The organism is Mesorhizobium sp., from assembly GCF_041661565.1.
GTDB lineage: Bacteria > Pseudomonadota > Alphaproteobacteria > Rhizobiales > Rhizobiaceae > Mesorhizobium.
In genome coordinates, this window is sequence record NZ_JBAZUD010000066.1 from 1 (window position 1) to 19,732 (window position 19,732).

15 protein-coding genes and 1 pseudogene are annotated in these 19,732 nt (G+C 63.6%); 9 read left to right on the forward strand and 7 right to left on the reverse strand.

What is annotated here, in order from left to right:
• Positions 1–127, reverse strand: a pseudogene (locus WC739_RS13605) (cobalamin-binding protein); the annotation flags it as partial.
• 274 nt (positions 128–401) lie between these two features.
• On the opposite strand from WC739_RS13605, the gene WC739_RS13610 reads away from it, so the two are divergent.
• The 6 genes from WC739_RS13610 (at position 402) to WC739_RS13635 (ending at position 7,776) form a co-directional block, all read left to right on the forward strand.
• A complete protein-coding gene (locus WC739_RS13610; RefSeq protein ID WP_372953553.1) occupies positions 402–1,976 on the forward strand; it encodes a trimethylamine methyltransferase family protein in 1,575 nt (524 codons plus the stop codon).
• Positions 1,977–2,065: 89 nt separating this feature from the next.
• Complete coding sequence (locus WC739_RS13615) at positions 2,066–2,755, forward strand: hypothetical protein (RefSeq protein ID WP_372953554.1); 690 nt, start codon at positions 2,066–2,068, stop codon at positions 2,753–2,755.
• Between the two features lie 106 nt (positions 2,756–2,861).
• A complete protein-coding gene (locus WC739_RS13620) occupies positions 2,862–3,599 on the forward strand; it encodes a dienelactone hydrolase family protein (RefSeq protein ID WP_372953555.1) in 738 nt (245 codons plus the stop codon).
• A gap of 109 nt (positions 3,600–3,708) precedes the next feature.
• Complete coding sequence (locus tag WC739_RS13625; protein ID WP_372953556.1) at positions 3,709–4,887, forward strand: NAD(P)/FAD-dependent oxidoreductase; 1,179 nt, start codon at positions 3,709–3,711, stop codon at positions 4,885–4,887.
• 214 nt (positions 4,888–5,101) lie between these two features.
• Positions 5,102–5,662, forward strand: coding sequence for an RNA polymerase sigma factor (locus WC739_RS13630; RefSeq protein WP_372953557.1), 561 nt, complete (start codon positions 5,102–5,104; stop codon positions 5,660–5,662).
• 2 nt (positions 5,663–5,664) lie between these two features.
• Entirely contained in the window at positions 5,665–7,776 is a 2,112-nt protein-coding gene (locus tag WC739_RS13635; protein WP_372953558.1) for a von Willebrand factor type A domain-containing protein, read from the forward strand.
• A 161-nt stretch (positions 7,777–7,937) separates the two neighbouring features.
• Here WC739_RS13635 and bmt read toward each other — a convergent pair whose 3' ends face one another.
• Positions 7,938–8,960, reverse strand: a complete 1,023-nt coding sequence (gene bmt / locus WC739_RS13640) for a betaine--homocysteine S-methyltransferase (RefSeq protein ID WP_372953572.1) — start codon at positions 8,958–8,960, stop codon at positions 7,938–7,940.
• 103 nt (positions 8,961–9,063) lie between these two features.
• On the reverse strand, positions 9,064–9,921 hold the full coding sequence (locus WC739_RS13645) for a helix-turn-helix domain-containing protein (protein ID WP_372953559.1): 858 nt from the start codon (positions 9,919–9,921) through the stop codon (positions 9,064–9,066).
• A gap of 230 nt (positions 9,922–10,151) precedes the next feature.
• Between WC739_RS13645 and WC739_RS13650 the strand changes: the two genes are divergently transcribed.
• Both WC739_RS13650 and WC739_RS13655 read left to right on the forward strand, forming a co-directional pair.
• Entirely contained in the window at positions 10,152–11,162 is a 1,011-nt protein-coding gene (locus tag WC739_RS13650) for a fatty acid desaturase (protein WP_372953560.1), read from the forward strand.
• Positions 11,163–11,249: 87 nt separating this feature from the next.
• Positions 11,250–12,050, forward strand: a complete 801-nt coding sequence (locus WC739_RS13655) for a phosphate/phosphite/phosphonate ABC transporter substrate-binding protein (RefSeq protein ID WP_372953561.1) — start codon at positions 11,250–11,252, stop codon at positions 12,048–12,050.
• A 97-nt stretch (positions 12,051–12,147) separates the two neighbouring features.
• On the opposite strand, the gene WC739_RS13660 is transcribed toward WC739_RS13655, so the two are convergent.
• From WC739_RS13660 to WC739_RS13675, 4 genes are all read right to left on the reverse strand, one after another.
• Entirely contained in the window at positions 12,148–13,503 is a 1,356-nt protein-coding gene (locus tag WC739_RS13660) for a M24 family metallopeptidase (protein WP_372953562.1), read from the reverse strand.
• Between the two features lie 9 nt (positions 13,504–13,512).
• A complete protein-coding gene (locus WC739_RS13665; protein WP_372953563.1) occupies positions 13,513–16,083 on the reverse strand; it encodes an FAD-dependent oxidoreductase in 2,571 nt (856 codons plus the stop codon).
• Positions 16,080–16,565, reverse strand: coding sequence for an endonuclease domain-containing protein (locus tag WC739_RS13670; RefSeq protein ID WP_372953564.1), 486 nt, complete (start codon positions 16,563–16,565; stop codon positions 16,080–16,082). The genes WC739_RS13665 and WC739_RS13670 overlap by 4 nt, the downstream gene beginning before the upstream one ends.
• A gap of 162 nt (positions 16,566–16,727) precedes the next feature.
• Positions 16,728–18,305 (reverse strand): trimethylamine methyltransferase family protein, encoded by a 1,578-nt coding sequence (locus WC739_RS13675; RefSeq protein ID WP_372953565.1) that lies wholly within the window; start codon positions 18,303–18,305, stop codon positions 16,728–16,730.
• Positions 18,306–18,503: 198 nt separating this feature from the next.
• Between WC739_RS13675 and WC739_RS13680 the strand changes: the two genes are divergently transcribed.
• Complete coding sequence (locus tag WC739_RS13680; protein WP_372953566.1) at positions 18,504–19,682, forward strand: MFS transporter; 1,179 nt, start codon at positions 18,504–18,506, stop codon at positions 19,680–19,682.
• Positions 19,683–19,732 lie beyond the last annotated feature (50 nt).

Consider the following 19,732-nt stretch of genomic DNA (forward strand, 5'->3'; position numbering starts at 1 on the left):
CGCGCTCGAGCAGGATGTTGGTGCCTTCCTCGATCTCTTCCTTCAGGCCGTCATAAAGATCGTCGTGCATCTGCTGCACCAACTCGTCGTCGGACAGTTCGGAAAGGATGATCTCGTCGTCGGCCATCTGTATCGAGCTCCTGCCGGCATCGCGACTGCGTCGCAAGGCACAAAATATTCGCGTTCATACCTAACCCGCTGGGGGTAGGTATCCATAGCTGATTTGCGACTTCGCGCAAAAGGAAAGCGACCGTAACTCGCTTGGAATTCTTGTCGATTTTGCGACAGGCGTTGGCGCTGGCGGGCCGTTTCGAATAGGGTGCATGGCTACGATCCGGACAGAAGCGGCGATCAGCGGCCGCGCTGGATTCCAGGCAAGAACAAAATCAGGGAAGAGCACCATGAGCGATCACGTGGCAATCGACCAGGAAGCGTCAAACGCACGGCGCGGACGTGGTGCCAGCGGCGGCGCGGCCGCACGGCGGGCGGCGCGTTCGGGAGGCGGCCCCGGCACCCAGCTCACCTACATCAAGCGCAAGATCAACGTCTTCGAGGTGCTGGACGAGGAAGGCCTGGCGCTGATCGAGAAGAACACCGATACCGTGCTGGAAGAGATCGGCATCATCTTCCGCGACGACGCCGAGGCGCTGCAATTGTGGAAAGAGGCAGGCGCCGACGTCAAGGGCGAGCGCGTCCACTTCCCCAAGGGCCTGTGCCGTTCGCTGCTGAAGACCGCGCCGTCCATATACACCCAGCATGCGCGCAATCCGGAACGCTCGGTACAGATCGGCGGCAACGCCACCGTGTTCGCGCCGGTCTACGGCCCGCCCTTCGTGCGCGATCTCGACGGCGTCAGGCGCTATGCGACGATCGAGGATTTCCAGAATTTCGTGAAGCTCGCCTATATGGCGCCATCGATCCACCATTCGGGCGGCACGGTGTGCGAGCCGGTCGACGTGCCGGTCAACAAGCGCCATCTCGACATGATCTATTCGCACATAAAGTATTCCGACAAGCCGTTCATGGGCTCGGTCACCGCGCCCGAGCGCGCCGAGGACACGGTGGCGATGGCCAAGATCGTGTTCGGCGACGATTTCGTCGAGAACAACACGGTGCTGACCAGCCTGATCAACGCCAACTCGCCCATGGTGTTCGACGAGACCATGCTGGGCGCGCTGAAGGTCTATGCGCGCCACAACCAGGCCTGCATCGTCACCCCGTTCATCCTGGCCGGCGCGATGAGCCCGGTCACGGTCGCCGGCACGTTGACGCAGGTTCTCGCCGAAGTGCTGGCCGGTGCGTCGTTCACGCAGCTGATCCGGCCGGGCGCGCCGGTGCTGTTTGGCACCTTCGCCTCGTCGATCTCGATGCAGTCGGGCGCCCCGACCTTCGGCACGCCGGAGCCCTCGTTGGTCTCTTACGGCGCGGCACAGCTTGCCCGCCGGCTCGGCCTGCCGTTCCGCACCGGCGGCTCGCTCTGTGCTTCGAAGATCCCGGACGCGCAGGCGGCCTATGAAAGCGCCAACACGCTGAACTCGACCATCCTGGCCGGCACCAATTTCGTGCTGCATTCGGCCGGCTGGCTCGAGGGCGGGCTCGCCTCCTGCTACGAGAAGTTCATGATGGACATCGACCAGCTCGGCATGACGCAGAAATTCTCCGAGGGCGTCGACCTGTCGGAGAATGGCCAGGCGATGGATGCCATCCGCCAGGTCGGGCCGGGCAGCCACTATCTCGGCTGCGACCACACCCAGGCCAATTTCCAGACCGCCTTCTACCGCTCCAACATCGCCGACAACAATTCCTACGAGCAGTGGCTGGCCGAGGGGGAGAAGACCGCGCCGCAACGCGCCAACGAACTCGCCCGCCGCTGGCTGGAGACCTACGAGGCGCCTTATCTCGATCCTTCTATCGACGATGCGCTGAATGACTTTATCGCCAGGAAGAAGGGGTCGATGCCCGACGCCTTCACCTGAAAGGAGCCCGAATCAGGCGGGGCTAAAGTCGCCAACATCATCCACAAGGAAGTCTGGCGGAGCGCGTTCTCCGATCCGGTCAAGAAGGGATGATTGCTGCCCGCGGCAGCGTTGAGGCCATCGCTTCGGCGCTCCGTGCCGAAGGTCTCATTCTTCGCGGTGGCTTCAATTTCACTTCAAGCGATTCACCGCCGCCCGGCATGTCGGGTATTTCGGCGAAATCTGTCCTGCTGGTCGGGCAGGCGGGGGCGGCGCCCTGGCCGCGTTTCCTGCGCTGGCGGGAAAAGCAGGCACCGGGGATCGCCAACCCGCTCGATACGTGGTCACGCGAAGTGATTGGCACCGTGGCGGGAGCATTCGGCGCGCGCGCCGTTTCGCCTTCGGACAAGCCCTATCTGCCGTTCCAGCAATGGGCGATGCGGGCAGAGGGGCTGAGGCCGTCGCCGCTCGGCATTCTCATGCACCCACACTACGGGCTCTGGCATGCCTATCGCGGTGCGCTGCTGTTCGAGGACGAGATTTCGGTTCAGGCGGTCGAGGCGGCAGCCCACCTTTGTGACAGCTGTGTCGAAAAACCTTGCCTGAAATCCTGCCCGGTCAACGCCTATTCCGGTGAAGGATTCGCCTACCAATCTTGCCTGGCGCATGTGCGGGGCGCGGATGGCCAACCGTGCCGCACAGGCGGCTGCCTCGATCGCAATGCCTGTCCCTACGGCACCGCCTATCGCTATCCGCTGGAGGTCCAGGCCTTTCATATGGCGGCATTCGCGCATCTGTAGTTCTCGCGGAACTCCGCACGAAATGTTGACTGCCTGGTTCGGGGAACGCCTTGCCCTGACGGCTCGTGCGGATATCTATCCGGCCATCTGGCGAACGGAGCAGGCAATGACGAAACAGGACCTTCAGATCAAGACCAGGGACGGTACGGCGAAAGCGGGGCTGTTCCGCTCGACCAAGGCTTCCCCGGTTCAGGCCGGCGTCATTCTCTACCAGGATGCCTTCGGTCCGCGCCCGGCGCTCGACGGCATGGCCGAGCGGCTGGCAGGCGAAGGCTACGCGGTGCTGGTGCCCGACCTGTTCTATCGCAACACGCCCTATGGGCCATTTGACGCCAAGACCGCCTTCTCGGAGGAAAAGAGCAAGGCCGCGCTGATGGCGCTCGTCACCGGCACGACGCAGGAGATGACCATCGGCGACAGTGCCGCGTTCCTCGATGCGCTTGCCGGCGAAGGCGTTACCGGGCCGATCGGCACCGTCGGTTATTGCATGGGCGGCGCCCGGGCGCTGAATGTGGCCGCGGCCTATCCCGACAGGATCAAGGCCGCCGCCAGTTTTCATGGCGGCAATCTGGCCAGCGATGCGGCCGACAGCCCGCACCGCAAGGCGGCCTCCATCAAGGCGCGCATCTATGTCGGCATGGCGGGCGTCGACAGGAGTTTCCCGCCGGAGCAGTCAGCGCGGTTGGAAGAGACGCTGCGGAATGCGGAGATCGACCACACGATCGAGAATTATGTCGGCATGGCGCATGGCTGGTGCGTGCCGGACCACAGCGTCTACAACGAGGCCGGCGCCGAGCGCCATTGGCAAAGGCTGGGCACGCTGTTTGCCGAAACTCTGATCTGAGTTTGATCAGGCCGCTGTTGCCTGTTGGCGGCCTGGCTTGTTCGCGGTATCAGGCAGCCGGAAGGACGGACCCCTGAAAAGCGGGGGCCAAGCGGGAACGGCTGGCCGGATGCAATCTTACGATGTCGTGATCATCGGCGCCGGCGCCGCCGGAATGATGTGCGCCGTGGAGGCCGCCAAGCGGGGTCGTACGGTGCTGATCCTCGATCACGCCGCGGCGCCTGGTGAAAAGATCCGTATCTCGGGCGGTGGCCGGTGCAATTTCACCAACATCCACGCCAGTCCGAAGAACTTTATCTCGGGCAATCGGCATTTCTGCATCTCGGCGCTGAGCCGTTACACGCAACGCGACTTCATCGCCTTAGTCGAGCGTCATGGCATTGCCTATCACGAGAAGACACTGGGGCAATTGTTCTGCGACGGCTCCGCGCGACAGATCATCGACATGCTGGTCTCGGAATTGCAGGGCAGGGGCGTCGAGTTGTCCCTGTCGACCGAGGTCAAGGACGTTCGCGCAGCCGGCGAGGGGTTCGTGCTTTCCCTCTCCACCGGGTCGGTCACTTGCCAGTCCCTGGTGGTGGCGTGCGGCGGCAAGTCGATCCCCAAGATGGGCGCGACGGGTTTCGGCTATGCGCTCGCCGAACGGTTCGGTCTTGCGATTGTCGAAACGCGACCGGCATTGGTGCCGCTGACCTTCGACGCAATGACGCTCGAGCGGCTGGCACCGCTGGCCGGCAATGCCGTCGATGCGGACGTTGCGTGCCGCAAGGCGCGGTTTTCCGAAGCGATGCTGTTCACGCACCGCGGCGTCAGCGGGCCCGCCATCCTGCAGATCTCGTCCTACTGGCGCGAGGGCGACGAAATCCGTATCGCCATGCTGCCCGGGGTCGATGTCACGGACCTCATACGCACGGCCAAGCGTGCCAATGGGCGGCAGGCAGTACAGACAGTGCTGGCAAATCACCTGCCGAAACGGCTTGCTCAATCCATCGCCGAGCGCACCGGGTTCGACGGCAACCTCGCCGATCTTTCGGATGCCCAGATCAAGACGGTCGACGCCGCCGTCAACGACTGGCGCATCAAGCCCGCCGGCTCGGAGGGCTACCGCACCGCCGAGGTGACGCTGGGCGGGGTGGACACCGGGGGGCTGGACCAGAAGACGATGCAGGCGAGAGCCGTGCCCGGCCTGTTCTTCATCGGCGAGGTTGTCGACGTCACCGGCTGGCTGGGCGGTTACAATTTCCAGTGGGCTTGGTCGTCCGGCTGGGTCGCCGGCCAGGTGTGCTGATATTCAGGTGAGGCCGGCCTGCAAACGCCTGATACTTGCGCTTCCGATGCTCACGTACTGAAGCACATTCCGCTTCGGTTCTCGGTATCACCCGTTTTCGGCTCGGCCTGACCTGAATCTCAACACACCTTCGGGCTGCCGCCTGACCATGTAGTAAAAAAATCTTTCCATCACCCCAAGGATTGGCCATTAGCCTTCGTCCAACAGGCAAATGATGGCGATGATGCTGGATGAAAGCGAAGCCTCCGACGCCGATTTGATCGGGCGGGCGAAGGGCGGAGACAGGAGGGCCTTCGGCACATTGCTGGAGCGTCACTACGACTTCGTCTATCGCACCGCTTATCGCTGGTGCGGCAGGAAGGCCGATGCCGAGGACATCGCCCAGGAAGTCTGCGTACGGCTGGGCAAGGCGATCCGCGACTATCGCGGCGGCGGCGCGTTCACGACGTGGCTCTATTCGGTGACGATGAACGCGGCGCGCGACATGATGCGCAAGACCGCGCGCGAAACGGTGAAGACCGACGCCTACGGAGTCCATGCACTGATTTCGGGCGAAGCGTCGGTCGAGAGCGAGGATCCGACCGAGGCGCTGTGGGCGGCGGTGCGGCAATTGCCGGACAAGCAGCGCGATGCGGTGCTGCTGGTCTATGGCGAGGGCCTGAGCCACGCGGCCGCCGCCGAGGCGATGGCGATCTCGGAGACGACGGTTTCCTGGCACATCCATGAAGCGAAGAAACGGCTGAAGACGTTGATGCGTTCAGCCGGGGAAGTGTGACCATGGTCGATGACAACCAACTCAAGAGGCTGCGCGATGCAGCGGTGCCGGCGCCGGGCAAGAGCGAGAAGGCTCGTGCCTTCGAAGCCGCGATGCGTGCCTACGATCAGGAAAATATTTCAGCAGCCGCCCAAGGATCGGTCGGCGGTCTTCGTCTCACAGAGCGAGCACAAAAGCTCTGGAGCGAGATCATGCAAAAGAAACTCTTCGCCACGCCGGCCATTGCCGGGCTCGTCGCCCTGCCGATCGCCGGATACGCCACCTTCCATCTGCTGGGGGAACAGCCGTCCAAATTCGGCGGCGATCAGAAGATCACAGAGACGCTGGCCGACAAGCCGGCGACCTTGAAGCCGGCAGAGCCGAAGCCGGCTCCCACCGAGCTAGCTAAGGACAAGAAGGCTGACGCGGATGTGGAAAGCCGCGATGCCGCAGACGCGCTGGTCGCGCCGACCTCGCCGCCGAAATCCGAATCGGCCGAGGCCGGTGGCGCCGCTCAGCAAACTGCGCCGGCACGCGGGGTGGTGGCCGAGCCGGCGCCGCCGGCGCCGACGGGTGAGTTCGCGCTGGATGGAACTGTAAACGCGCCCAGCACCTCGCGAGCCGCTCGCATGCCGGCTGCCGAGTCGAAGCTGATAGCGCCCCAGCCCACCATGGCACCGGCCGACCAGATCGTGCCGCAGGAAGAAAACCGCGACCGCGTCCAGGATTTCAAGACCAATCCAGTGCACGCGGCCCTCGAAGACCCGGTCTCGACCTTCTCGATCGACGTCGACACGGCGTCCTATTCCTTCGTGCGCGGTTCGCTGAAGCAGGGCTACCTGCCGCAGGCCGATACGGTGCGCGTCGAGGAGATGATCAATTACTTCCCCTATGACTGGAAGGGGCCGGACGCCGCGTCGACGCCCTTCAATTCGACGGTCAGCGTCATGCCGACGCCGTGGAACAGCCACACAAAGCTGATGCACGTCGCCATCAAGGGTTTTGACGTCAAGCCGACGGAGGAGCCGAAGGCCAATCTGGTGTTCCTGATCGACGTATCGGGTTCGATGAATGAACCCGACAAGCTGCCGCTCCTGCAGTCGGCCTTCCGTCTGCTGGTCAACAAGCTCAAGCCCGACGACACGGTTTCCATCGTCACCTATGCCGGTGATGCCGGCACGGTGCTGATGCCGACCAAGGGCTCCGAGAAGGACAAGATCCTGGCGGCCATCGACAGCCTGCGGCCGGGCGGTTCGACGGCCGGCGAGGCGGGCATCAAGGAAGCCTACAGGCTTGCCCAGCAGTCCTTCGTCAAGGACGGCGTCAACCGGGTGATGCTGGCCACCGACGGCGATTTCAATGTCGGCCAGAGCGATGACGATGATCTGAAGCGGCTAATCGAGCAGGAGCGCAAGACCGGTGTCTTCCTGTCGGTGTTCGGCTTCGGGCGCGGCAATCTCAACGACCAGATGATGCAGACCATCGCCCAGAACGGCAACGGCACCGCTGCCTATATCGACACGCTTGCCGAGGCCGAGAAGGTGCTGGTCGAGGGTGCCTCCTCGACGCTGTTCACCATCGCCAAGGACGTCAAGATCCAGGTCGAATTCAACCCGAGCAAGGTCTCGGAATATCGCCTGATCGGCTACGAGACACGAGCGCTGAACCGTGAGGACTTCAACAATGACCGCGTCGATGCCGGCGATATCGGTTCTGGCCATTCGGTCACCGCGATCTACGAGATCACGCCAAAGGGCAGCGGCGGCGAGCAGATCGATCCGCTGCGCTACGGCCAGGCGTCGGTCGACAATGGCGGCGTCGCCAATGCCGGCGAATATGCCTTCGTCAAGATCCGCTACAAGCTGCCGAACGAGGACGCCTCGAAACTGATCACCACGCCGGTGACATCAGCCAACGAGGTTGCGTCGTTCGACCAGGCCAGCACCGACCAGCGCTTCTCAGTCGCCGTCGCGGCCTTCGGCCAGAAGCTGCGCGACGAGGATGCGACCGCGAAGTTCGGTTACGACAAGATCATGGAGATCGCCACTGCCGCTCGAGGAGCCGACCCGTTTGGGTACAGGTCCGAGTTCCTCTCGCTTGTGCGCCTTGCCTCGGCGCTGGGCGGTAATCGGTAGGGGTGATGACGGCCGGTTTCTTTCAGATGGGATCGTTCTGATAGGGGAAACCGACCGACGGGCGGGTGAGGCAGGCCGGCGAGGGATTCATTCCCTTGCCGGCCTTTTTTTGCAAATTTCCAAACTGCCCCGGAGTGAGGCAGACGATCGTACTGCAGGCGTCAGGCGCGGCTGCGACGACGCTCGCGGCGGGCTTCGCTGGTCTCGGCGGTGTTTTCCGTCGCCACCTTGTTGCGCATCGGGCCGATGCGCTCGACAATGGCGGCAACCGTCGGGCGATCGGCCCTGGTGTGGACATCGAGCGCCTTGCGCATGGCGGCGAGGTGCTGGAACGAGGTGCCGCAGCAGCCGCCTATGATTTTCGCGCCGCCGTCGACCGCCAGCCTGACATAGTCGGCCATCAGTTCAGGCGTACCCGAGTAGTGGATTTCGGTGCCGCGGAATTCCGGGATGCCGCAATTGCCCTTGACGATGACAGTGGCCTCCGGCTTCGCCTCGGTCATGTCGAGCAGCGACGCGAGGATGTCGGAGGCGCCGACCCCGCAATTGGCCCCGACGCCAAGGGGCGCCTGCGACAAGCCGTCGACGACGCCGTGGATATCCTTGGGCAGCAGCCCCATCATGGTGCGGCCGGCGGTGTCGAAGGACCCGGTGTAGGTGTAGGGCAGGCCGACGCGTATGGCGGCTTCGGCGGCGGCGCGGATTTCGTCCGGCGCCGACATGGTCTCGATCCAGGCGACTTCGGCGCCACCTTCCTTGAGACCCTCGATCTGTTCGGCGAAGGCATCGACCGCCTCGTCATAGGTCATGGCGCCAAGCGGCACCAGCAATTCGCCGGTCGGACCGACGGAGCCGGCGACGATCACCTTGCGGCCGGCCTTGTCGGCGACGGCCCGTGCGATCTCGGCCGCGCGCTTGTTCAGCGCATGCACACGGTCCTGCGCATGGTGCAGCTTCAACCGGTGGCGGGTGCCGCCGAAGGAATTGGTGAGGATGATGTCTGCACCGGCGTCGACAAAATTCTGGTGCAGGCTGGTGATGGTGTCGGGTGCCGTCTCGTTGAGCAGTTCGGGCGCCTCGCCGGCCTCCAGGCCCATGGCGAACAGATTGGTGCCGGTGGCGCCATCGGCCAGCAGCACACCCTTTTCAGCCAGCAGCGCATCGATCGGGTTGGTGGTCGTCATCGGATTGGCTTTCATGTTTCGAAGTCGAATAAGGATATAAAGAAGTCTTTATGTGTAGTCAATAAAATAGGCTGTTGTCGTGCCGGCCGGCAGGCTGGGGATTTCACTCCGCGTCCGATCCAAACGACATGCCGGCCATGCTCCGGGCGAAGCTGGCCGCTTCGTGCGGGTTGATGTCGGCGGCGCGGATCAGATTGTCGAAATGATGGATGAGCGTCTGCACCGGCTGGGTGGCATTGAGCACCATATACATGTCGCCGACATAGATGGCGGCGCGATAGGGTCCGAAGATGGTGTAGGGGATCGAATACCGCATGCGTCCGTCATAGAGGAACAGGCGGAAAGTGGGATAGAGGTCGTCGAGCAGCGCCGCCATGTGCAGGAGCTGGGCGCGGCGGTCGGCCTCGGGGAAACGGTCCCAAACACCCAAGCCCCGCGCGAATATCTCAAGCGTGTGGCGAGGCATGCAGACTTCCATGTCGGTTTCGGGCCGCCTGTTGTAGTCGATGCGGTATTGCGTTTCCCCCGCCTGGGCCTGGCGGCTCTTGTTGGCAATTCCGGCCTCGTAGTCGACCAGCGCCTCGGTGCGCAGAAGATCGGGAATACCTGCCGGCACGTAGCGGATCTTGGTGCCCGCGGCCTCGGCATGCCACTTGGCCAGCAGCGTGCGGTCGAAGCCGTCGGGCGCTTCCTCGATCTCCAGGCTCTCGCGGATTTCGCCGGTGAGGCCCTCGTCCTGGCTCAGTCCGAGAAGCCAGTCGAGCGACACCTTGAATTCGGCGGCGATGTTGAGCAGCGTCTCGGCGCGGGGCAGGCGGGTCGAAGCTCCAGAAAGCAGCTGCGAGAGCGCCGAACGATCGATGCCCACCGCCGTCGCGAAGGCCGACTGGTTGAGGTCGGACCGTGTCAAGAGCGTCTTCAGGCGCTCTCTGAAGATTGTCGACAGGTCGCGCTTGTCCATGCCGCAGCTCCCAGAAGGATGAGGAAAATTTTGCGCCAAACGCGTCTGAGGGGCGTCCTGAGCGTAAATGAATCCTAGTTTCTGTTTACAATAAGTAACATATGCGGCCGGAAGTGCGCAATGGCAACAGAATGTGCGCTTTGTCGCGTTGCGGCACCGAAATGCTCCTGACACAATGCTGTCAGGAATCAATTGGGGTTCCGGCGACTGAAGGGGCAGTGGTCGATAGCATGACAGGCAAGAGCATCAGACGACACAGCGCACCACCCATTGAATGGCCGACCGTGGGTCTCGCTCTCTTCTGCTATGGAACGTGGTTCGTCGCCGGCCTGCTGATCTGGCCCAACTATCCGGTCGCCGCGCTCGTCATCCTGGCCTTTGTCGCCGCGCTGCATTCCTCGCTGATGCATGAAGTGCTGCATGGCCATCCGACGCGTAGCGCGCCGGTCAACGAAGCTTTCGTCTTCCTGCCGATCGGTCTCGTCTGGCCCTTCCGCCGCTTCAAGACGCTGCATTTGCGCCATCACGCCGACGAGCGGCTGACCGATCCGCTCGACGATCCGGAAAGCTATTACCAGGCGCTGTGGCAGCATGAAGATCTGCCGCCGCTGATGAAATTCCTGCTCAGGATCAACAACACGATGGTCGGCCGGTTCTTCCTCGGCCCCTGGCTCTCCTGCATCGGCTTTTTCATCGACGACGCCAAGCATGTGATCGCTGGCGACAAGGCGATCCGCAGAGCATGGCTGGCGCATGCGATCGGCCTCGCCATCGTGGTGCCGATCGTGCAGTTCGGCTTCGGCATTCCGCTTTGGCTCTACATCCTCGTGCCGGTATGGTTCGGCCAGTCGCTGATCGCGATCCGCACCTTTGCCGAGCATCAGTGGTCCGAACATCCGGAAGGCCGCACGGTCATCATCGAGCGCTCGCCTTTGTCGTTGCTGTTCCTCAACAACAATCTGCACTTCATCCATCACAAGAGCCCGGCCGTGGCCTGGTACCGGTTGCCGAAGATATTCCGCGACCGTCGCGACGAGTGGCTCAAGATGAACAATGGCTACGTCTATCCGAACTATTTCGCTCTGCTCAAATCCTACGCCTTCAAGGCGAAGGAGCCGATCGTTCATCCGGTGCTTCGTCGGGTGCCGGAGGCCGGCAGGGCGTTCAAGCCGCGTGTCAGGGCTCGCGGCATTGGTGGGCTTGGCAGTGCGCCCGTACCAGCCGAGCCGCCAAAGGAATAGATGTCGCACCATCGCGGTTGCGCCGCAAATGTCGCGGCGCGCTTCCGCGCTCCTTTCAATTTCCAGGCGTAGCGGTCAGATACCGGCATGAGCGAATTCGTTGCGGCGTTGCCGATGTATGACTGGCCCGAAACGCGCGCCGAAGTCGATGCCCAGTGGGCATCATTGCGCGATGCCCTGCGGCTGAGGGGTATCGACGCGCCGGAGATGATCGTCAGACGGAATGGCGACCTTCCGGCTGTGCCCGGCGGTATTCGCGATGCCGAGGGCGAACTGCTCGCTCCGGACCCGGCGACTCTGCCGCCCGAGGAGCTCGACTTCCACACCTTGTGGCTGCATCCGGCGCTGCTTTTTGCCCAGACCTGCTGGGGGCCGATGGAACTCGGCCTGTGCCGTCAGGTACAGGCGCTCGGTCAACCAAGCTATGAAGCCTATGAAGGTGGGCGCGGCGACCTCTATTCAAGCGCTTTGGTGATGCGCGCGGGTGAGGGGCCACAGGTCCGCTCGCCCGCCGACGGCAGCGCATCCGTTCCGCTCGACCTGCTGCGCGGCAAGCGCTTCACCTTCAACAGCCTTGATTCCATGTCCGGCATCATCGCCCTGACGCGCGATCTCGCGGCGCTCGGCGAGAGCCTCGACATCTTCGCGCAACGCAGCCAGAGCGGTGGGCATCGCGCTTCGATCGTCGCTGTCGCGCAGGGCAGGGCGGACGTCGCCGCCATCGATTGCGAGAGCTGGGCGCTGGCGCAACGTTTCGAGCCGGCGGCGCGGGACGTGGTGGTCGTCGGCTGGACCGCCCGGCGCAAGGGCTTGCCGTTCATCACGGCGAGGATGACGCCGCCAGATGTTGTCGCCTCGATGCGTGAGGCGGTCGCGGAACTCGCTTAAAGCGCGTCGCGTCGAAAAGGAATCAGGCGACGCGTTTCAAGTCTCTGTTTTCATGCATGTCGTTCTCCCAAAACGATATCACTTTGAGCGACATGCATTAGCCGAGCAGGCGCTTGTCCAATGGGTATGTCGAAAGCTGTTCATTGCCGTTGGCGGTGATCAGGATCTGCTCTTCGATCTTGACGCCCTCGTGCCCGCCAAGGCGGCCGATATAGCTTTCCACGCACAGAACCATGCCGGGCTCCAGGACGCCATCGGGTGTGTCGTCGGTCCAGTCGCTGGCATGCGGCAGCGTCGGGTATTCATCGGCCAGCCCGACGCCGTGATAGAGGACGCCGTAGCGTGTCGGAAAACAATCCTCCGGCGGCACCGCCGAGCGTTCGACCAGATCGCGAAACGAGGTCCCGGGCTGCATCAATTGCGTGTTGTGGGCAATCTGGTCGGCCGCGATCCGAAACAGGTCGCGCTGTTCGTTGGTCGGCTTCGCATCCCCGCACAGCCAGGTGCGCGAGAGGTCGGCGCAGAAGCCATAGGGACCGATCAGGTCGGTGTCGAAGGCGACCAGGTCGCCGCTTTCGATGATGCGTGACGAGCATTCCTGGAACCACGGATTGGTACGGGGGCCTGAAGTCAGCAGTCGGGTTTCGATCCATTCGCCGCCGCGCACGATATTGGCGCGGTGCAGTTCAGCCCAAAGTTCGTTCTCGGAGATGCCGGGCTTCAACGCCTGCTCCATCTCGCCCATCGCCGCTTCGCAGGCGACAATGGCGCGGCGCATGGCGAGGATTTCGTCCGGCGATTTGATCAGGCGCGCATTCTCCATCACCGCTTCGCCATTGCCGATCGACACGCCAAGGCGAGCCAGTTCTTCGACACCTTCGGGATTGATGTGGTCGACAGCGATGCGGGTGTTGCCGTCGCCATGTTCCCTGACCAGATCGGCGATGCCGGCGGCCCAGCGGCGGACTTTCTGCTCGGTCAGTTCGCCGCCGTAGAGATACATCCACGACACGGCCGGCCGCACCTCGTCGACGATACCGGAGTGATCGGACAGGTGCTCGCAGGAGAAATAATCGAACAGCACCACCGGCCCTTCGGTGGCGACGAAACAATGGCGTGTCGGATTGTGCGCCACCCACAACTGCATGTTGGTGCTGTCGGTGGCATAGCGGATGTTGACCGGGTCGTAGAGCAGGGCGCCGGCATAGCCGCGCCGCTTCAGCTCGGCGCGTATGCGCTCGAGCCGGTACTTTCGCATCGCCGGCAGATCGGGGGCGGCAATACCTGCCGCCGCCCATTCAGCCTCCGCCTGCGCGCCGTACCCAAGCAGATGCTGGTTGAGCGAAGCCGCCTTCTCGCGGGAGGCTTCGCGCAGCGCCTCGATCGAGCCTGTTGCAAACGGCATGATCTTGCGGTGGCGGCCGAAGCTGCCTTTGGGCGCTGCGCTGTCCATGGCTGGAGCTCAGGTCCGCATCTTCTCGCCGCTGGGGTCGAAGGGCGCCTCGATATTGATGCGGGCGGGACGGCGATGTCCGAGGATCTCAATCTCGAACAGCCCCGCACTTTCGTCCTCGGCCAATGCCGCCGGCACATAGCCTTGCGCCATCGACTTCTGGACATAGTGGGCATAACCGCCCGACGTCACCCAGCCGACCACACGCCATTCGCCATCGACGATGCCGCGCACGGCGGAAGCGCCTTCGGCGGCCTTGGAGCCACGCACTTCCTTGCCCTTGTCGTCGAAACGCGGCGCGCCGTAGCCATGCGGCTTTTCCACCGTGCCGTAGTCTCTGCTGACCTTGGCCCAGATCGGCTCGTCGCCCATCACGTCGGCGTCGGCAGCATCGACGATGAAGGAAACGCGGCGCAGCTTCGGCCCTTCGGCGTGTTCCTTGGCCGCGGCCTCGCGGCCGATGAAGTCGTTCTTCTCCAGCTTGATGAAACGGTCCATCGAGCCTTCGAAGGGTCCGTAGATCGGACGCAATTCACGGAACCAGGTCGGGAAGTTCTTTTCCAGGCGCATGGACAGCAATGCGCGCATGCCGAAATCGACGAGGCCGAACTCCTCGCCGGCGTCCTTGATCGCCTTGTAGACCAGGCGCTGGTAGGCTGGCGCCATCCAGATCTCGTAGCCGAGGTCGCCGGTGTAGGTGATGCGGTTGACCATGCAGGGCGCGCCGCCGACCGCCATCTCGCGGAAATCCATGAAGCGGAAAGCCTTGGTCGAGATGTCGACATCGACCAGCTTCTGCAGCAGGTCGCGCGACTTCGGCCCGGCGATCGACAGGCCGACCAGCGTCTGGTCGAAGCGGTGGATGCGCACCGAACCGTCCTCTGGCAAGTGCTTTTCGAACCAGCGCATGTGGTATTTCTGTGCCGCCGACGAGCCCCAGATCATGAACCGGTCTTCACCGGCCTTGGCGATGGTGAAGTCGCCGATCAGCTTGCCAAATTCATTGAGCATCGGCGTGAGCACGATGCGGCCGGTCTTGGGCATGCGGTTGGTCATCAGACGGTTGAGGAACTCTTCCGCTCCAGGGCCCGACACTTCGTATTTGGCGAAGTTGGCGATCTCGGTGACGCCGACGCGCTCGCGCGTGGCGCGCACTTCCTCGCCGATCGGGCCGAAATCGTTGGAGCGGTGGAAGGAGACGATGTCCTTCGGCTCCTTGCCCTTCGGCGCGAACCAGAGCGGCGTCTCAAGGCCCCAGGAGTCGCCCATGACGGCATTGCTCGCCAGCATGGTGTCGTAGAGCGGCGTCGTCTGCGCCGGGCGGGCCGCCGGCAGTTCCTCGTTGGGGAAACGGATGGAGAAGCGGCGCGAATAGTTTTCCCGCACCTTGGCGTTGGTGTAGCGCAGGCCGGCCCATTCGCCGAAGCGGGCGACATCCATGCCCCAGACGTCGAAGCCGGGATCGCCATTGACCATCCAGTTCGACAGCGCCAGGCCGACGCCGCCACCCTGGCTGAAACCGGCCATGACGGCGCATGCGCACCAGAAATTGGTCAGGCCCTGCACCGGGCCGACCAAAGGGTTGCCGTCGAGCGCGAAGGTGAAGGGGCCATTGATGATCTGCTTGATGCCGGCCTTCTCGATGCCGGGGAAATGCTTGAAGCCGATTTCCAGCGACGGCGCGATGCGGTCGAGGTCTGGCGGGAGCAGTTCGTGGCCGAAATCCCACGGCGTGTTGACCGGCGACCATGGCTTGCAGGCTTTCTCGTAAGTGCCGAGCAGGATGCCGTTGCGCTCCTGCCGGGTGTATATCTCGCCCTTGAAGTCGAGCACGCCGATCATTTCGCGGCCGGTGGACTTGTTGAATTCCTCGACCTCCGGCATCGGTTCGGTGAGCAGATACATGTGCTCCATGGCCAGTACCGGCAATTCGACGCCGACCATGCGGCCGATCTCGCGCGCCCACAGGCCGCCGCAATTGACGACATGTTCGGCCTTGACCGTGCCCTGTTCGGTGACGACGTTCCAGGTGCCATCGACCTCCTGCGTCAGTTCGACGACGCGGTTGCGCAGCACGATCTCGGCGCCGAGCTTCCTGGCCGCCTTGGCATAGGCATGGGTCGTGCCGGACGGATCGAGGTGACCCTCGACCGGATCCCACATGGCGCCGACGAAATTGGTCTCGTCCATCAGCGGAAACATCGCCTTGGCTTCGGACGGCGTGATCAGTTCGGTGTCCATGCCGAGATAGCGGCCCTTGGCGTGCGCAAGGCGCAGGAAATCCATGCGCTCCGGCGTATCGGCCATCATGACGCCGCCGGTCAGATGCAGCGAGCAGGACTGGCCGGAGATTTCCTCGATCTCCTTGTAGAGCTGCACGGTGTAGGCCTGCAGCTTGGCGACGTTGGGATCGCCGTTCAGCGTGTGGAAGCCGCCGGCCGCGTGCCAGGACGAGCCGGAGGTAAGCTCCGAGCGCTCGATCAGCATGATATCGGTCCAGCCGGCCTTCGCCAGATGATAGAGCACCGAGCAGCCGACGACGCCGCCGCCGATGACAACCGCTTTTACATGGGATTTCATAAAGATAGGTCCGTTTTTGAAGGGATTGAGTCGGATGAGTGAGGTGTGAAAACAAAGCGGAGATCGGATGCGGCGACGTTTTCGGCCATTCTGCCATCGAGCGCGCCGAGGATGGTTTCGCAGATGGAAGTGCGGTGTTTCAGGACGTCATGGCTCCACACGCGGAGGATCGAATAGCCCTGGGTTCGCATGAAATCATCGCGGCGGCGGTCATAGGAACTACCGGCATGTTGTGAGCCGTCGATTTCGACGACGAGCCATTTTTCACGGCAACAGAAGTCTGCAAAAAAGGGGCCAATGGAGAATTGGCGGGTAAAGCGATTGCCGCCAAGCTTGCGTGATTTTAGCTCAAGCCACAGCAATGCTTCCGCTTGATTGCCTGACTGCCGCAGTGTCCGCGCCCGTTTCGTTGTTCCTGTTCTACGGCGACTTCGCGTTTCATGAACGCCGTCCCCCACTCCGTCGCCGCTTCGCGGCGCCACCTCTCCCCCCTCCGGAGGGAGAGGAAAGGAGCCAGGCGGCATGAGGTCGCGCTCTTCCTCTCCCCCGTCGATCGGGGGAGAGGTGTCGAGCGAAGCTCGACGGAGTGGGGGTCGACTGTTCATCAAATCCATACGAACGATCAATTCAACCAACACCACTGATCAGAAATCGGTCGGCGCGCCGCCTTCGGAGCGGCGCTTTTCGACGAAGGCGTTGAGTTCCTCGCGGATGGCCGGATCCATATAGGGTTCCTCGTAGGACGCCAGCCGTTCCTTCCACACCTTGTTGGCCTTTTCCATCGCTGTCGGCGATCCGGCCTCGGCCCAGGTCTCGAAATTGCGCCAGTCGGAGAGGATCGGCGAGTAGAAGGCGTTCTTGTATCGGTCCTGCGTGTGCTGGGTGCCGAAGAAGTGGCCGCCGGGGCCGACCGACTGGATGGCGTCGAAGCCGAGCGCCTCGTCGGAGAGGTCCAAAGGGGTCAGGAATTCGGCCACCATCTGCAGGAGGTCGATGTCCAGTATGGTCTTCTCGTAGGAGCAGCGCAGGCCGCCCTCGAGCCAGCCGGCCGCATGCATCATCAGATTGCCGCCGCCCTGGATGGCGCCCCACAGCGAGAAGACGCTTTCGTAGGCCGCCTGCGCGTCCACCGTATTGGCGGCGCAAGTGTTGGAGGTGCGGTAGGGGATGTTGTAGCGGCGGGCAAGCTGGCCGCCGACGAGCTGTGCCTTCATGTATTCGGGCGTGCCGAAGGCGGGCGAGCCGGACTTCATGTCGACATTGGAGGTGAAGCCGCCATAGCCGACCGGCGCGCCCTTGCGCACCATCTGGGCGAAGGCGATGCCGGACAGCGCCTCGGCATTCTGCTGCACCAGCGCACCGGCGATGGTCACGGGGGCCATGGCGCCCGACAAGGTAAAGGGCGTGACGATGACCACCTGGCCCTTGCTCGACATCTGGATGATGCCTTCCATCATCGGCACGTCGAGCTTGAGCGGCGAATTGGTGTTGATGATGGTGAAGACCGACGGTTCCTCCAGCATCTGCTCGTGGCTGACGCCGCGCGCGATGCGGGTGATCTCGATGCCGTCGACATTGCGCTCCTTGCCCAGCGAATAGATGTGGAACACCTTGTCCGTCAGCGTGGCAAGATCACGAACGCATTCGAGGTGGCGGACCGACGGATGGATGTCGGTCGGTTCGACGGGATAGCCCCCGGTGCAGTGCAGGATGTTGTGCATCTGCGCAAGGCGCAGGAAATTGCGATAGTCCGCCTGGTTGCCTGGGCGGCGGCCGCCATCCATGTCCGAGCAATTGGGGGCCGAGGCCATCATCGAGATGATCAGATTGTCGCCGCCGAAGCGCACATTGTGTGCCGGGTTGCGCGCATGCATGGTGAATTCGGACGGGCAGTTCGAGACAAGGTCGAGGATCATGTCACTGTCGAAGCGCACCCGCTCCGAGCCTTCGCGCACGTCGGCGCCTTGCGCCTTCATGATGCGGCGAGCCTCGTCATGCAGGACATCGACGCCGATTTCGCGCAGCACGCGCAAGGAGGCGAGGTGGATCGATTCCAGTTCGTCCTCGGAAACGAGCTTCGTCGGCGCGAGTGGGTTGCGCATCTGGCGGAAAGCCGGCTGTTCGAACGCGGCCGAGCCGCCGGCGCGCTTTCCGGCGCGGCCGCCGCGGCGGGCACGGTCCGGTGCCAGGGCCGGTTCTGCGGGTTGTAGGGCGGCGGTCATGATGGTCCTCGTACGATGCGACAGCGGGCGGCATAATGGACCGGCGCTCCGCCGGTCAGTGCGGAGGCGGCGACCACTAGGGCGAGGGAAGCGACATGCCCGAACGGCAGCGGCTGGATCGCCGATTTCATCATGCTGAGGCTTTCGCAAGCAGCGTCCGACCGATAGGGGTTGCCCGACTCTCGACCGCGAGCCGCAATGACGTCCTCCCTTCAATCAGCCGAGCCGCCCCTAAAATGGGCGCCGCTTGCCGGCGTCACCGCGGCGCTGGCGATGTTCGGCGCGGCGCAGGGACTGAGCTCGCCGCTGTTCACGCTGCTGATGCAGAAGCAGGGCCTCTCGCCGGCGCTGATCGGCCTGTCGGCCGCCATGATGCCGTTCGGCCTCATCCTGTCGGCTTCCTTCGTGCCGGCGGCGGTGCGGCTGGTCGGCGCGCGCACGCTGGCGGTGGGTTGTTCGCTGATCGGCGCGCTCTGTTTCCTGGGCATCGGCTATCTCCAGGACTGGGTCGGCTGGTTCCTCATTCGCTTCGTCCTCGGCATCGTCATCAACCCGCTTTATGTCCTAGGCGAGGTCTGGGCGCTGTCGCTGGCGCCGCCGTCCCGCCGCGGCCGGGTCATGGGGGTGTTCAACACGGTGCTGGGCGCCGGCTATGCGACGGGGCCGTTCGCGTTGACGTTGATCGGCACGTCGGGTTGGGCTCCATTCGCGGTCGGCGTCATCGGTTTCCTGTTGTGCGCGTTGATCCTGCGCGCCGTCTCTTCGGATCTTGCCGGTTTCGAGGATGACGGACAATCAGGTGGCGGCCTCTTGGGCTTCGCCAGGATGGCGCCGGCGCTGCTGCTGGCGGTGCTGGTTTCGGCGGCCGTCCAGCAAAGCACCTATGCGCTCCTGCCGGTCTTCGGCGGCGGCTACGGCTTGGCTGAAGCCGTTCTCGCCGCGCTGGTGATGGCGCTTTCGCTGGGCAATATCCTGCTGCAGATTCCACTCGGCCTGCTGGCCGAGCGTTTCGGCGGCCGCGCCATGATCATCGTCTGCGCACTGGCGACTACAGCCTGCGCCCTTTTGTTGCCGCTGCTGATCCTGACACCGCTGGTCTGGTTGGTGCTTCTGGTGATGGGGGCGGTCGGCTACGGCGTCTACACAATGGCGCTGGTCGAATTGGGCGCCAGGTTCAAGGGCTCGGTCCTGGTCGCCGGCAACTCCGCCTTCGCGCTGATGTGGGGCGTCGGCGGCATTGTCGGTCCCCCCGGGGCAGGGCTGCTGATGCAGGCGATCGGCCCGCTCGGACTGCCGGTCGTGATCGCCTGTCTCGACGCGCTGCTGGTCATCTTCGCGCTCTATCGCGCGTCGGTCCGCCGACGCGGGCGCGCGTGACCGCGACTGGCCAGCGGCTGCGGTTGCATCCTCGATCCACGCGCCTGGCT

Coding starts and splice junctions, on each gene's coding strand:
- WC739_RS13610 (WP_372953553.1), top strand. CDS start 402: ATGAGCGATCACGTGGCAATCGACCAGGAAGCGTCAAACGCACGGCGC.
- WC739_RS13615 (WP_372953554.1), top strand. CDS start 2,066: ATGATTGCTGCCCGCGGCAGCGTTGAGGCCATCGCTTCGGCGCTCCGT.
- WC739_RS13620 (WP_372953555.1), top strand. CDS start 2,862: ATGACGAAACAGGACCTTCAGATCAAGACCAGGGACGGTACGGCGAAA.
- WC739_RS13625 (WP_372953556.1), top strand. CDS start 3,709: ATGCAATCTTACGATGTCGTGATCATCGGCGCCGGCGCCGCCGGAATG.
- WC739_RS13630 (WP_372953557.1), top strand. CDS start 5,102: ATGGCGATGATGCTGGATGAAAGCGAAGCCTCCGACGCCGATTTGATC.
- WC739_RS13635 (WP_372953558.1), top strand. CDS start 5,665: ATGGTCGATGACAACCAACTCAAGAGGCTGCGCGATGCAGCGGTGCCG.
- bmt (WP_372953572.1), bottom strand. CDS start 8,960: ATGACGACCACCAACCCGATCGATGCGCTGCTGGCTGAAAAGGGTGTG.
- WC739_RS13645 (WP_372953559.1), bottom strand. CDS start 9,921: ATGGACAAGCGCGACCTGTCGACAATCTTCAGAGAGCGCCTGAAGACG.
- WC739_RS13650 (WP_372953560.1), top strand. CDS start 10,152: ATGACAGGCAAGAGCATCAGACGACACAGCGCACCACCCATTGAATGG.
- WC739_RS13655 (WP_372953561.1), top strand. CDS start 11,250: ATGAGCGAATTCGTTGCGGCGTTGCCGATGTATGACTGGCCCGAAACG.
- WC739_RS13660 (WP_372953562.1), bottom strand. CDS start 13,503: ATGGACAGCGCAGCGCCCAAAGGCAGCTTCGGCCGCCACCGCAAGATC.
- WC739_RS13665 (WP_372953563.1), bottom strand. CDS start 16,083: ATGAAATCCCATGTAAAAGCGGTTGTCATCGGCGGCGGCGTCGTCGGC.
- WC739_RS13675 (WP_372953565.1), bottom strand. CDS start 18,305: ATGACCGCCGCCCTACAACCCGCAGAACCGGCCCTGGCACCGGACCGT.
- WC739_RS13680 (WP_372953566.1), top strand. CDS start 18,504: ATGACGTCCTCCCTTCAATCAGCCGAGCCGCCCCTAAAATGGGCGCCG.